The organism is Nitrobacter sp. MLSD-S21 (genome assembly GCF_058809865.1).
The window spans coordinates 563,008-576,441 of record NZ_JBXASZ010000003.1 but is presented as its reverse complement, the minus strand read 5'-3'; the positions used below and the strand labels follow the sequence as shown (position 1 = coordinate 576,441).

12 protein-coding genes are annotated in these 13,434 nt (G+C 60.0%); 8 read left to right on the top strand and 4 right to left on the bottom strand.

The window, feature by feature from the left end:
- Positions 1-65 precede the first annotated feature (65 nt).
- The 6 genes from AC1RT6_RS12720 to AC1RT6_RS12695 all read left to right on the top strand — a co-directional run bounded on the left by AC1RT6_RS12720 (position 66) and on the right by AC1RT6_RS12695 (position 5,664).
- Positions 66-1,055: a sulfate ABC transporter substrate-binding protein gene (locus tag AC1RT6_RS12720; RefSeq protein ID WP_079448131.1), complete on the top strand. Its 990-nt coding sequence runs from the start codon at positions 66-68 to the stop codon at positions 1,053-1,055.
- A 24-nt stretch (positions 1,056-1,079) separates the two neighbouring features.
- Positions 1,080-1,916 carry a sulfate ABC transporter permease subunit CysT gene (gene cysT / locus AC1RT6_RS12715; RefSeq protein ID WP_079448030.1) on the top strand — a complete coding sequence of 279 codons (837 nt, stop codon included), beginning with the start codon at positions 1,080-1,082 and terminating at the stop codon, positions 1,914-1,916.
- Between the two features lie 11 nt (positions 1,917-1,927).
- Positions 1,928-2,797, top strand: a complete 870-nt coding sequence (gene cysW, locus AC1RT6_RS12710; protein ID WP_079448130.1) for a sulfate ABC transporter permease subunit CysW — start codon at positions 1,928-1,930, stop codon at positions 2,795-2,797.
- The gene (locus tag AC1RT6_RS12705) at positions 2,787-3,836 is read left to right on the top strand and encodes a sulfate/molybdate ABC transporter ATP-binding protein (RefSeq protein WP_079448029.1); all 1,050 of its coding nucleotides are present in this window, start codon (positions 2,787-2,789) and stop codon (positions 3,834-3,836) included. The genes cysW and AC1RT6_RS12705 overlap by 11 nt, the downstream gene beginning before the upstream one ends.
- 357 nt (positions 3,837-4,193) lie before the next feature.
- A complete protein-coding gene (locus tag AC1RT6_RS12700) occupies positions 4,194-4,703 on the top strand; it encodes a CAP domain-containing protein (protein WP_079448028.1) in 510 nt (169 codons plus the stop codon).
- A gap of 172 nt (positions 4,704-4,875) precedes the next feature.
- Complete coding sequence (locus AC1RT6_RS12695; protein WP_079448027.1) at positions 4,876-5,664, top strand: 3-hydroxybutyrate dehydrogenase; 789 nt, start codon at positions 4,876-4,878, stop codon at positions 5,662-5,664.
- Positions 5,665-5,740: 76 nt separating this feature from the next.
- On the opposite strand, the gene AC1RT6_RS12690 is transcribed toward AC1RT6_RS12695, so the two are convergent.
- Positions 5,741-7,114 (bottom strand): flippase, encoded by a 1,374-nt coding sequence (locus AC1RT6_RS12690; protein ID WP_087881213.1) that lies wholly within the window; start codon positions 7,112-7,114, stop codon positions 5,741-5,743.
- Positions 7,115-7,230: 116 nt separating this feature from the next.
- A complete protein-coding gene (locus AC1RT6_RS12685) occupies positions 7,231-8,073 on the bottom strand; it encodes a protein-disulfide reductase DsbD domain-containing protein (RefSeq protein WP_079448026.1) in 843 nt (280 codons plus the stop codon).
- A 139-nt stretch (positions 8,074-8,212) separates the two neighbouring features.
- On the opposite strand from AC1RT6_RS12685, the gene AC1RT6_RS12680 reads away from it, so the two are divergent.
- Positions 8,213-8,863: a YqgE/AlgH family protein gene (locus tag AC1RT6_RS12680; RefSeq protein ID WP_079448128.1), complete on the top strand. Its 651-nt coding sequence runs from the start codon at positions 8,213-8,215 to the stop codon at positions 8,861-8,863.
- A gap of 44 nt (positions 8,864-8,907) precedes the next feature.
- Here the strand turns inward: AC1RT6_RS12680 and AC1RT6_RS12675 are convergent, their stop codons facing one another.
- Positions 8,908-11,784, bottom strand: a complete 2,877-nt coding sequence (locus tag AC1RT6_RS12675) for an EAL domain-containing protein (protein ID WP_079448127.1) — start codon at positions 11,782-11,784, stop codon at positions 8,908-8,910.
- Between the two features lie 218 nt (positions 11,785-12,002).
- Positions 12,003-13,001 carry an NAD(P)H-quinone oxidoreductase gene (locus tag AC1RT6_RS12670; RefSeq protein WP_079448024.1) on the bottom strand — a complete coding sequence of 333 codons (999 nt, stop codon included), beginning with the start codon at positions 12,999-13,001 and terminating at the stop codon, positions 12,003-12,005.
- A gap of 215 nt (positions 13,002-13,216) precedes the next feature.
- Here AC1RT6_RS12670 and AC1RT6_RS12665 point away from each other — a divergent pair, with 215 nt between their 5' ends.
- Complete coding sequence (locus tag AC1RT6_RS12665; protein WP_079448023.1) at positions 13,217-13,405, top strand: DUF1192 domain-containing protein; 189 nt, start codon at positions 13,217-13,219, stop codon at positions 13,403-13,405.
- Positions 13,406-13,434: the final 29 nt, after the last annotated feature.

The following is a 13,434-nucleotide window of genomic DNA, read 5'->3' as shown; positions in this document are numbered from 1 at the left end:
GACGAGTTTCTTCATGGGTTCTGGCGCTAATGGTCGTCGCGTGAGCGGGCCTTATGGAGATGGGAATGCTTCGTCGAATCTTTATGGTTTTGGCTGGATTGATATGGGCTGGTTCTGCCTACGCGGCCGACGTGTCGTTGCTGAATGTCTCATACGATCCGACTCGAGAGCTTTATGCTGATTTCAACAAGGCGTTTGCGGCGCATTATCAAAAGGAAACCGGCAAGAGCGTCGAGATCAAGCAGTCTCATGGCGGCTCCGGAAAGCAGGCGCGCGGAGTGATCGATGGTTTGCAGGCCGATGTGGTGACCCTTGCGCTCGCCTATGACATCGATGCGGCGGCGGAGCACGGTCTGTTGGCTAAGGACTGGCAGAAGCGGTTGCCGGAGAACTCATCTCCCTATACGTCAACGATCGTTTTTCTGGTGCGTACCGGCAATCCCAAAGCTATCAAGGATTGGGGCGATCTGATCAAGCCCGGTGTCAAAGTCATTACGCCGAATCCCAAAACCTCCGGCGGCGCGCGCTGGAATTATCTCGCAGCATGGGGTTTTGCGCTGAAAAAGCTGGGCGGCGAAGACAAGGCTAAACAGTTTGTGGCCGACATTTACAAACACGTTCCGGTGCTCGATACCGGCGCGCGCGGCTCTACCGTCACCTTCGTCGAGCGCGGCGTCGGCGACGTGCTGCTGGCATGGGAGAACGAAGCCTTTCTCGCGCTGAAGGAGTTCGGAAAAGATAAATTCGAGATCGTGGTGCCGTCGATCTCCATTCTGGCGGAACCGCCGGTTGCTGTCGTGGATAAAGTGGTAGACAAGAAGGGTACACGCGCCGTTGCCGAGGCGTATCTGAAATATTGGTATACGAAGGACGCCCAGGATATCGCTGGGCGAAACTACTACCGTCCGACTGACCCGGAAATAATCCAGAAATATGCCGATGCATTCCCCAAGGTTGAACTGTTCAAGATCGACGACGTGTTCGGCGGTTGGGCCAAGGCGCAGAAGGTGCACTTCAGCGAAGGCGGCATCTTCGATCAGATCTACCAGGACTGATTCAACGGGGCGGAGCGGGACGACGTGAAAGGAGGATTGGGACGACGTCGGACGCTGCCGGGATTCGGCCTCACCATGGGGCTGACATTGACCTGGCTTTCGATCATCGTTCTGATCCCTCTTGCGGGATTGTTTCTAAAGTCATTTGAACTGAACTTTGCCCAGTTTCTCGATATCATCACCAGCCGGCGAACATTGAACGCGCTCAAGATTTCATTCGGACTCGCGTTCCTTGCCGCGCTGGTCAATCTGGTGATGGGCAGCGTCATCGTCTGGGCGCTGGTACGCTACCGGTTTCCGGGTCGCCGCATTCTCGATGCGATCGTCGACATTCCCTTTGCGTTGCCGACCGCGGTGGCCGGCATTGCGCTGACGACGCTGTTCGCGCAGAATGGCTGGCTCGGTGCACCGCTGGCCGAGCTGGGCGTCGAAGTGTCGTTTACACCCCTCGGTATTTTTGTTGCGATGGTGTTTATCGGGATTCCTTTCGTGGTGCGCACCGTGCAGCCGGTACTGATCGATCTCGATCCTGAGATCGAGGAAGCCGCTGCCAGTCTTGGCGCCAGTCGATGGCAGACAGTGTGGCGGGTTGTTCTTCCAAGCCTTGTGCCGGCACTGCTCACGGGGTTTGCGCTCGCATTCGCACGCGCGGTCGGTGAATACGGCTCAGTGATTTTCATCGCCGGTAACCTGCCGAACGTGTCGGAAATCGCGCCGCTTCTGATCGTGATCCGCCTGTCGGAATTCCGCTACGCCGACGCGACCGCGATCGCCGTGGTCATGTTGGTGGTGTCTTTCCTGGTGATCTTCGTCATCAATCGCTTGCAGCGCTGGGCTCGGTCGCAAGAGCAGGCGTACTAGAGGTGGCGTTGATGTCTGAAGCCGCGATCGCGATTCCGCTTGACCAGACCGATGCCCGCTCCGAGCCGCGCTGGGTGCGTGGACTGTTGATCGGCCTTTGTATCCTGTTTCTCACGCTGTTCATCGTGTTGCCGCTGACGATCGTGTTCGTCGAAGCGTTATCCAGGGGCGGGCGGGTGTATCTCGCGGCGCTTGTCGAGCCTGAAGCGTTATCGGCGATCAGGTTGACGTTGACGGTTGCGGCGATCTCGGTGGGTCTCAATCTGGTGTTCGGATTGATTGCCGCATGGGCCGTCGCCAAGTTCGAGTTTCCCGGAAAGACGCTGCTCATCACTTTGATCGATCTGCCGTTCTCGGTCAGCCCGGTCGTTTCCGGTCTGGTGTTCGTGCTGTTGTTCGGCGGACAGGGTTTTCTCGGACCTTGGCTACAAGATAACAACATCGAGATTCTGTTTTCGTTGCCTGGCATCGCATTGGCGACAACGTTCGTGACTTTTCCGTTCGTGTCGCGGGCGCTAATTCCGTTGATGCAGGAGCAGGGAACGGCGGAAGAAGAAGCCGCGCTATCGCTCGGCGCCTCCGGACTGCAGACTTTCTTTCGCGTTACGCTTCCGAATATCAAATGGGGCTTGCTCTATGGCGTGTTGCTCTGCAACGCGCGCGCCATGGGCGAGTTCGGTGCGGTCTCGGTGGTTTCCGGTCACATCCGGGGTGAAACCAATACGATGCCGCTGCTGGTTGAAATCCTGTATAACGAGTATCAATTCGTGGCGGCGTTCGCGGTAGCATCGTTATTGGCGTTGCTCGCATTGATCACGCTGGTTGCCAAAACGATTCTCGAAGGGCAACTCGACGAGGGACGGCAGGCGCGTGAGCATTGAGCTAAAAAATATCGTCAAGAGATTTGGCGCATTTTCCGCGCTTGGTGGTGTCGACCTGACGATCGCGGATGGGGAATTACTGGCGCTGCTTGGCCCGTCGGGTTCGGGCAAGACGACGCTGCTGCGAATTATCGCCGGGCTCGACTGGCCGGACGGTGGCTCGGTGTCATTCGACGGCGAGAACGCCCTGGCGCGCGGGGCGGGTGAGCGGCAGGTGGGCTTCGTATTTCAACACTACGCTTTGTTCCGCCATATGACGGTATTCGAAAACGTCGCGTTCGGGCTGCGGGTGCAGCCGCGCGCCGTTCGCAAGGACGAAGCCAGCATCCGCGCGCGAGTCAGGGAATTGCTCGATCTGGTGCAGCTCGACTGGCTCGCTGACCGCTACCCGAGTCAACTCTCCGGCGGCCAGCGTCAACGCATCGCACTTGCCCGAGCGCTGGCCACCCAGCCCCGCATCCTACTGCTGGACGAGCCGTTCGGTGCGCTCGATGCCAAGGTGCGGAAGGAGTTGCGCCGCTGGCTGCGCTCGTTGCACGAGGAGATTCATGTCACTTCGGTGTTCGTGACTCACGATCAGGAGGAAGCGCTCGAAGTCGCAAACCGCGTCGTGGTGATGGACAAGGGCAGGATCGAGCAGATCGGCAGGCCGGGTGAGGTTTATGACAGCCCGGCGACCGCCTTCGTCCATGGCTTTATCGGCGAATCGATTGTCTTGCCCGTCGATGTTCAGGACGGTGTGATTCGGCTTGGCGGCACACCGCTGAATATCGCAGCGGAGTGCGGTGTATCCGGGCCGTCGAAGCTGTTCGTTCGCCGCCACGATATGCAGATCAGTCCGCCCGGCTGGGGTGGCCTCGAGGGCACCGTGCGGCGGGTGCGGACCTTCGGTCCGATCCAGCGCGCCGACGTCGCATTGTCCGACGGCCAGGGCGAAACCATCATCGAGATCGATGCGCCGCGTGATCGCGAGCTTCGGGATGGCGAGGTCGTCGGATTGCGGCCCCGGCGTTATCGTATTTTCGCGGATCCGGCCTAGCGTGGTTTTGGTTCAGACCTTCATTGTCTCAGTGAGTCCATCAAGCGAACCAAAATCTGGAATCGTGCGGCCGCTTATGTCCCTTTGATCCGGCGTTCATATCAAAGATTGCCGCAAGACAGGCGAAAGCCAGTGTCGGTACGCTAAGGCTTCATTCACCTTTCAGCCACCATTGATGTGCAACACCTGCAACTGATTGGGGACTAGTGGCCCGATTCCGACATTCGCATGCTGTTTTCAGCGCGTCTTTGGCGAATGTTAAGATCGATGGACCTCTAGCAAGTATAAGCTGCTCGCGTCCTTTCGAATCCGAAGTTCGAAGGGCGCAGTGCAGAACTTCGGATTCGGGATACGAGGATGATCCGCACCTTTGCCATGCTTCTTGGCCTGCTGACCGTGGCCGGATGCGTTACGGATAAACCGCCGTCTGACGAGCAGCCGGCGTTCTATCTCGACATGGCCCATGGCGGAGCCAAGCTGGATGCCGCGGTGGCGGCCTCCATGATTTCGGGCTATCGCGCTAATAACAGCCTGGGTCCTGTGACGGTCGATCCCGAACTCATGAAGGTCGCCGAAACCCAATCGATGGTGATGGCCAAACGCAATAAAATGGATCACGACATTGCCGGCACGCTGCCCAAGCGGCTGGCGGCGGCCAACTATCCGGCAACGCTGGCGGTCGAGAATATCGGTGCCGGTTACCATACCCTCGCCGAGGCATTCTCGGGCTGGCGCGATTCGCCCCCGCATCGGGCCAACATGCTCAAGAACGGCGTCACGAAATTGGGCATCGCAGCGACCTATGCTCCGGATACCAAATACAAGGTGTTCTGGACGCTGGTATTGGCGTCCACCGACGAGCGATAACGACTGCGTGGAGCGGTGTCGCCTGCGACCCGAGCGCGAACCGACGTCACGGTGCCGCCTCAGGCGCATTAGCGTGGAGGCGCCGCGGGCCGGCTTGAGCGGTGATACTGTGAGCCCGTGATTTGATAGAAGCACCGCCGTCGATGATCCGCTGTTCCGACAGGAGAAGGCGATGACGAACTTGAAAGGCAAGACCGCGGTCGTGACCGGATCAACCAGCGGCATAGGGCTGGCCTATGCCCGCGCCTTCGCCGGCGCCGGCGCTAATGTCGTGATCAATGGGCTTGGCACTGCGGCAGAAATCGACAAGGAACGCTCCGGCATCGAGGCGGAGTTCAAGGTCAAGGCGGTCTACTCGCCTGCCGACATGACTAAGCCCGCCGAAATTGCGGGCATGATCGAACTGGGCGAAACAACCTTTGGCTCGGTCGATATCCTCGTTAACAACGCGGGCATCCAGTTCGTTGCGCCGATCGAGGACTTTCCCATCGAGAAGTGGGACGCGATCATCGCCATCAATCTGTCGTCGGCCTTCCATGCCATCCGCGCCGCCGTGCCTGGCATGAAGAAACGCGGTTGGGGTCGCATCATCAATACCGCATCGGCGCATTCGTTGGTGGCCTCGCCCTTCAAGTCGGCCTATGTGACCGCCAAGCATGGAATTGCTGGCCTTACCAAGACGGTGGCGCTTGAGCTCGCGCCGCACAGAGTCACCTGCAACTGTATTAGCCCCGGCTATGTCTGGACGCCGCTGGTCGAGAAACAAATTCCCGACACCATGAAGGCGCGCAACCTGACCAGGGAGCAGGTTCTGGACGACGTGCTGCTCGCGGCGCAACCGACCAAGCAGTTCGTCACCGTGGAGCAAGTCGCCGCGCTGGCGCTCTATCTCTGCGGCGACGATGCCGCTCAGATCACCGGAAGCAACCTGTCGATCGATGGCGGCTGGACGGCAGCGTAGGCAATCTTCTCCGCTGAACGATGGATTTGTTTCGTCCATACCCCGGAATAAATCCGGCCACGACGGGGTGACGTTTTTATACAGAGGCCCGCTTTCCAAACGCCAGCACATGCAATCCGAGTCTTCGGCGGACGATCCAGAACAGCAGGACCGTTTCGAACGCGAGCGAGATTGAAGTGGCGGCGGCGGCGCCATGGCCGCCGTAGCGCGGGACGAGCGCGAAGCACAGCGCGACGTTCATGCCGAAGGCCAGCGCATAAGCGGATGCACAGGCGTGCTGATGGCCAAGCATGTTGAGCAGCCGCTCGACCGGGCCGATGGCGGAACGGACCACGAGCCCGATCGCGGCTACGAACATGATGCTGTAGCCGGTGACGAATTGCGGACCGAATAGCCACAGCATCGGTTTGCCGAGTGCGAGCAGCAGCAACGTTGCCGCAAGCGAGGGCCAGAACGTCCATTTGATCGCATGGGCGAGGTAGGCCGCCAACCGCTCGCGGTCGCCTGCGGCATGATATTCAGTGAAGCGGTGCGCCGTTGTCGCCGACATAGCGTAGTGAATGAACGACACCAGCGCCAAGGTTTTAACGACGGCAAAGTAAACGCCGACCTCCTCCGACGAGCGAAACTGCTGCAGCACGAGTACATCGGTGTAGGACAACAGGAGATAAAAGCTCTCGACCAGCAAAATCGGCAACGAGACCGAGAGCCAGCCGCGAAAATCGTGGACCTTCGGCCCGGACGCTACGATCGTGCCCAATCTGCGATTGAGTACGATCATCTGGCCGATCATGGCAATCCAGACCGCCGCTACGCTGGCCAGCATGGCGACGGTGGCGCTGAGGTGAAATCCCAGCGCGAAAGCGCCGGCGGTGAAGCCGATAATCAGCGATTGCCGCACGATGAACTGGGGCATCAGTCCGAGCCGCATCCAATCGTGGGAACGCGCGATGCCGTCCTGGGTGTTGGCGACCACGAATGCCGGTAGCGTCAGGCAGCCGACATAAAGCGGCACGACCGTCGCCGCATCGATCCACGGCGACAGTACTCTGACCAGGGCCGCGAGCGATATCGAGACCAGCGAGGCAACGATGAATGTCATCCAGCGGCTGCCGCTCAGGAATCCGCGCAGCCGTGCATCGTCGCCGCTCGCGCGATATTCCGGAATGATCTTCTGCGCCGAGGCCGAGATGCCGAAATCCATCATGCTGCCGAGCAGCAGAACCCAGGTCCAGACATACACATAGACGCCGTAGTCGGAACCGCCCATCCACCGCGCGAGAAGGATTTGCGCCACGTATGCAAGGCCGGCGCTTATGACCCGGATGATGAAGATCGTGCCGGCGAGCCGCTTGGTCAGCGAAGCCTCGTTCGAACCTCCCATTATTGCGCGCAATCGTCCGGTCAGTAAGGGCGATCGCTTCGCAGGGGCGGGTTGGGTGTCCGTCATGGCCACGGCGAAATCCTCGGCGCGGGAAGCGCGCCATGATCCGGACTTAAGCAACGATTCCTTAAGATTCTGTTGGGTGAAACAGATAGGCTTGCATCGCCTCTGACGGTTCGCCATCAATTCAGATTGATATTGAATTCATAGGCGCTCTTGTCGCCGACCAGAGTCAGCTTCAACGCGGCGCCTTCAGCATTCGCGTTCGCCGGTAGGCCGTCGAGCTTGAATGAAAATCGTTTCACCCCGCGCGGCGCGTGCTCGTGCCGGGTCGGGATCGGCAGCGACCAGTCCGGCGTCGGGCCTTCGACGAACAGGTTGACCTCGTCCCTGGGATTTGAGGTTGCGACATCGACGATCACCGTGGATTTCTCGTCGCGCCTGACGTCGCGAATCGTCAAGGGATTAGGGTCCCCGATCCGGGCCGGCTTTGGCACCATATCGAGCGCCGCGGCAAGCGCGCTGTCCTCTGCGCTGGCGACGCTGGCGAAAGCAAGCTCCATAGTGGCTTCGGCGGGAATGCACAGCTTGGCGCATACCGCGAAATTGACGGTTGCGCGCAGCGTGATCGGTTTCTCGGCATTGGTAGCTGCGATCCGCAACGGCAGCACGATCTGCTCCTTGTAGCCGAGCGCATGACCGCCCGCGCCGTCGGGAAATTTCGATGGCGCGGGCCACAGCACAGTCACAGCATCGACGTTGTCCGACCTTGAGAAGTCAAACCGCGGCGGCACGCCCGAGTCGCCCGGTGTCCGCCAGAAGGTTTTCCAACCCGGCTCGAGCTGAAACGCGATGCCACCGAGCAGTACCGCTCCGCTGCGCGAGCCCGCGAGCAGGCGGACGGCGGCGTGGCTGCCTTGCTGCCATGGCGAGGAATCTTGGGCCGTCGCAGGAATTGAAAGCGCACAACCCAGCAATGCGACCGCAACGCAGGGCACCGCGTAAAGAGGAACTTTGATGATCATGCAGCGTCTTTTTACAGGTTGCTCCGAAGCCAAACTATTGAATTGCTTGTGATGTGCTGTTTAGCCGTGGCGGGATGGTTGATTGACAGAATGGACGCCCAATATCAGGATGGAAGGGCAACATGAGGGTCATTTGCTGATGAATCCAGCGCGTAAAGGGCCTGGCAGGGACCGTCGTCACACCGACGATGCAGACACGGAGACTGATGACCGCAACTATCTCGACGGCCAGCTGCTGATTGCTATGCCGGTGATGGAAGATGAGCGGTTCGCACGATCCGTGATCTATGTTTGCGCGCACTCGTCCGAGGGAGCGATGGGTATTATCCTCAATCGCCCTGCCGGAAGCGTCGACTTCACTGATTTGTTGGTGCAACTCGACATCATTAAGCGAACCGACCAGATCAAGCTGCCGGAAACCGCCGAGACGATGAAAGTGATGAAAGGCGGCCCGGTCGAAACCGGCCGCGGCTTCGTTCTGCACTCGAGCGATTTCTTCATCGAAGATGCGACGCTGCCCATTGACGAGGGCATCTGCCTGACCGCGACGCTCGATATTTTGGAAGCTATTGCCAAAGGCACCGGCCCAAAACACGCGATCCTGGCGCTTGGTTATGCCGGCTGGGCGCCGGGTCAGCTGGAGACGGAAATCCAGGACAACGGATGGTTGCACTGCCCGGCTGATCAGGACCTGATCTTCGGCCACGATATCGAGGATAAATATACTCGCGCGCTGCACAAGATCGGCATCGATCCGGGCATGTTGTCGAACGAAGCCGGTCACGCCTGAGCGAGCCGAGGTTTTGCCTTTCGGGTGTTGCGCATTGGCCGATCTCAGCTTGCCGCCTCAAGCCGCTCCTGGGCCAGGAGCCGCATCGTCGCATCGGCGTCCATCGGCTCGCCGAATGCGAAGCCTTGCGCGTATTCGCAGCCCATCTGATAGAGTTCTACCGCATCAGAGTCGGTTTCAGCGCCTTCGGCGACAACGTCCATGCTGAGATCGTGCGCCATTGCGATGATCGACTTGAGAATGACAGGCCGCGTGCCCCGCGTTGTGGTGCGCACGAACGATTGGTCGATCTTGATAGTGTCGAGCGGGAAACGCTGCAGGTACGATAGCGAGGAATAGCCCGTACCGAAATCGTCAAGCGAGAGCCCGACGCCAAGTTCGCGAATTCGTTGCAGCATCTGAGCTGCATGTTCGGGATTTTCCATGACCAGCGATTCTGTCAGTTCAAGCTTCAGTGTGCCGCGCGCGATTGATGAGCGCGACAGCACAGAGCGGATGTCGTGGATCAGATCATGCCGCAGCAATTGGCGCGAAGAGACGTTGACGCTGGCGAAAATCGGTGGTTGCGACCGGATAGTGCGCTGCCAGACCGCGAGTTGGCGCGTGGTCTGGTCCATCACGAACGTCCCGAGATCGACAATCAGGCCGGCTTCCTCGGCGATAGTGATGAATTCGTCCGGCGCCATCCGCCCAAGCTTGGGGTGATCCCACCGTGCCAGCGCTTCGAACCCCGCGATCGAGCGGTCCTCCAGCCGGACGATAGGCTGGTACAGGATGGCGATCTCACGCCGTTCGATGGCGCGCCGCAACTCCGACTCGAGCGATAGCCGATCGTTTTTCCGGGCGCGCATCGCAGGTTTGTAAACGTCGATCCGATCGCCGCCGATCCGTTTGGAATGGTACATCGCAAGTTCAGCGTCCTTGATGATCTCCTCCGTCAATTGCGTCTGAGGGTCGCTCAGCGCGAGACCGATTGACGCGGTCAGGAAGATCTCGCGGTCATTGAAGGTGATCGGAGCGCGGATGGTCTTGCGGATGGTTTCGGCGAACGCGGTGATGCGGGGCGGGTCCTGCTCCGACAACACGATGAGGCCGAACTGGTCGCCGGAAAGTCGCGCCAGCGTATCCTGTGGCTTGAGGATGCGCGTCAACCGCCGTGCCAGCGTCAGCAGGATCGAATCCCCGACCGCGATACCGACGGAATCGTTGACCTGCTTGAAACGGTCGAGGTCGATTACCATCAGGGTCGGCCGCAGGCTCGGCATGGTCTTGGCGAAGGTCGCGACCGCGTTGAGACGGTCGATGAAAAGCTTGCGATTTGGAAGGCCGGTCAGGTTGTCGTGCACCGAATCGTGGAGCATCCGCTCCTCGGCTTTCCTGGTCTCGGTGACATCGGTGAGAGTTCCGACCACCCGTGAAACCTCGCCGTCGGACCCGACCACCGGGCGCGCTTTCAGTGCGAACCACATGAAGTGGCCGTCGGACATGCGCAGCCGGAAGTCCTGCACTAGCCGTCCCCGACGCTGTTCGAGTACGCTGTCTAGCGCCGCGCGGAACCGGTCCTGATCGAGCGGATGCAGTACCTCCAGCCAGGTCGCCGCCGGACCCTCGAGCGCTCCGCGTTTCAGGCCGAGCAGGCTTTCGGTCTCGGGACTGGTGAAGACCTTGTCGGCGGAGACGTCCCAGTCCCAAACCAGATCACCCGCGCCGGTCAACGCGAGAGCGCGGCGCTCGACGTCGGATACGACGCCCGAGGTGCTGCCTCCGCCAGCGAAAGCATGCTGCATTACCGTGAATCCGATCAGCATCACGATCAGCACGAGGCCGCCGAGCAGGGCGGGGCCGACGATGTCGTTGATGACTTTGCCTTCGATCGCCATTCCGGCGGCGCTGACCCAAACCACCAACAGGAACCAGGTCGGGATCAGCAATACGGCGCGATCAAAGCCGTGAACCGCGAGATAGACGATCAGTCCGAAGCCGAATATGGCGATCAGGGCGAGCGACATCCGCGCGATACCGGAGGCCACCGCCGGATCGAACAGGGCAAGCGCCACCAGAGAGCCGAGGAAAGCCAGCCAGCCAAGGGTGATATGCGAATAGCGGACGTGCCAGCGATTGAGGTTGAGATAGGCGAATAGGAATACGAGCAGCGTTGCCGCGAGAATCGCCTCGCCCGAGGCGCGCCAGACCCGTTCAGCACCGGCCGACATGTCCAGCACCTTGCCCCAGAAGCCGAAATCGACGCCGATATAAACCAGCACCGCCCAGGCAAGCGCTGCGGCTGCAGGAAACATGATGCTTCCCTTGACCACGAACAGGATGGTCAGCACCAGCGCCAGCAACCCGGAGATGCCGATGACGATGCCCTGATACAAGGTGAAGGAATTGACCTTGTCCTTGTAGGCGTCGGGCTCCCAGAGATAAAGCTGCGGCAGCTTGTCGGTGCGCAGTTCCATGACGAAAGTAATGACTGCGCCCGGATCGAGCGTGATGCGGAAGACGTCGGCGGTGGCGCTCTCCTGCCGCTCCGGACGATCACCGGTCGATGGCGTGATGGTCGCGATGCGCGATTGTCCGAGATCCGGCCAGAGCAGTCCCGAAGACACGAGGCGGTAATGCGGTGCGACGATCAAACGATCCAGTTGATCGTCGGTGTTGTTGGCAAGCGCGAAAACGACCCAGTGCTGGCCGCCTTCCCGCGCGCGCACCTCGATGCGGCGAATGATACCGTCGGTGCCGGGCGCGGTCGAGACTTGAATGCGGTCTGAGTCGCTGTGCTGATGATCGAGGATGGCGGTGAGGTCGATGGCGGGCGCGTCGCTGCGGACGCTGACGGCGTCGACTGCGCGTGCCGGCGATGCCACGACGAAAATCATGAGGGCCAGCGAAAGACACGCAAGCCACCTGATCGCACGCAATGTCATTTCCTCATGTTCAACATACAGTCCCGCCTTTTTGCGCGGGAGGAGATCGAGACCCGCGCGGAGACGATCCTGGATGTCACAGACCTGGACGTCACAGAAATGAAAGCGAACCCGTGCAAACCCGCCACCTGCTCTCGCCGAACCAGCCGACCGCGCGAGATAGATGACATAATTTCAAAAGGAATTATAGGCTCCCGCAGGTTCGCAGGAATCTAAACTGTCAACACAATTTTGCCCACATGCGCGCTGGTTTCCATCCGCCGATGAGCTTCCGCTGCCTTGTCGAGCGGGAAGCTGCTGTCGATCAGCGGCTTGATTCGTCCGTCGTGCATCAAGGGCAGCACTTTGGCTTCGATGGCGCCGACCATCAAGGCCTTGTCTGCAACCGACCGCGGCCGCAGCGTCGAACCGGTATGGTGCAGCCGCTTCATCATCAGCCTGGCGAAATTAACGGTTGCCTTCGCACCATTGAGAAATGCGATCTGCACGATGCGGCCCTCGAGCGCGGCGGCATCATAGTTCTTCTCGATGTAGTCGCCGCCGACCATATCGAGGATGAGATTGGCGCCTGCGCCGGCCGTCATCGCCTTCACCTCCGCGACGAAATCCTGGAGTTTGTAGTTGATGGCGTGATCGGCACCAAGGCTAAGACAGGCGTCTGCCTTCTCCTTTGATCCGACGGTCACGATCGTCCTTGCACCGAACGCCTTGGCGAGTTGAATCGCCATAGTGCCGATGCCCGATGAACCGCCGTGTATTAGCAACGTCTCGCCTGCTTTCAATGCGCCGCGTTCGAACACATTGTGCCACACCGTCATCAGGGTTTCCGGTGTAGCGCCGGCTTCAATCATGGAGAACCCGAGAGGGATCGGCATCGCGATCGACTCATGCGCGACGCAGTATTGTGCGTATCCGCCGCCCGAGACCAGCGACATCACTTTGTCGCCGAGTTGATACTTGCTCGCGCCTTCGCCAAGCGCAGCTATCTCGCCAGCGACTTCCAGGCCGGGCAGATCGCTGGTGCCGGGTGGTGGGGGATAGCTGCCGGAGCGCTGTAGGATATCCGGCCGGTTGACGCCGGCCACCGCGACCTTGATCAGGATTTCGTTTGTGCCGGGTGAGGGAACCGGACGAATCTCCGGCACAAGAACCTCCGGGCCACCGGGCTTGCTGATGCCGATGGCGGTCATTTGCACTGGTGGCTTATCCATGGGTCGTCACCGGGGAAAGCGCGGGAAAGACGGTCCGATGCTGACTATAGCGTTTTCAAGCGACGTGCGTACCAATTCGTGTGAGAAGCCCGTCACCGACAAACTCGTCACGGTCGGGCCTCGGATTGCATGAGAAGCGAATAAGCTCTGGACAGCCGGCCGCGAACTGGAAAAACCTGTGACGACGGGCTCTTGAGCCGCAGCGGGACGGACGCATGACCATCGATGACGACGAACCCAGGAAAAAGATCACGCATGACATCGGGCAGGATCTCTCGCTGCTTTCGGTGAACGAACTCGAGGACCGTATCGCGTTGCTGACGGCCGAGATCCAGCGCCTGCGGGCGGCTGAAGTGAAGAAGCGCGCCTCGAAGGATGCGGCTGACCGTTTTTTCAAGTCTTGAGAGATGTATTCGGTCCGGATTGGTCCGAC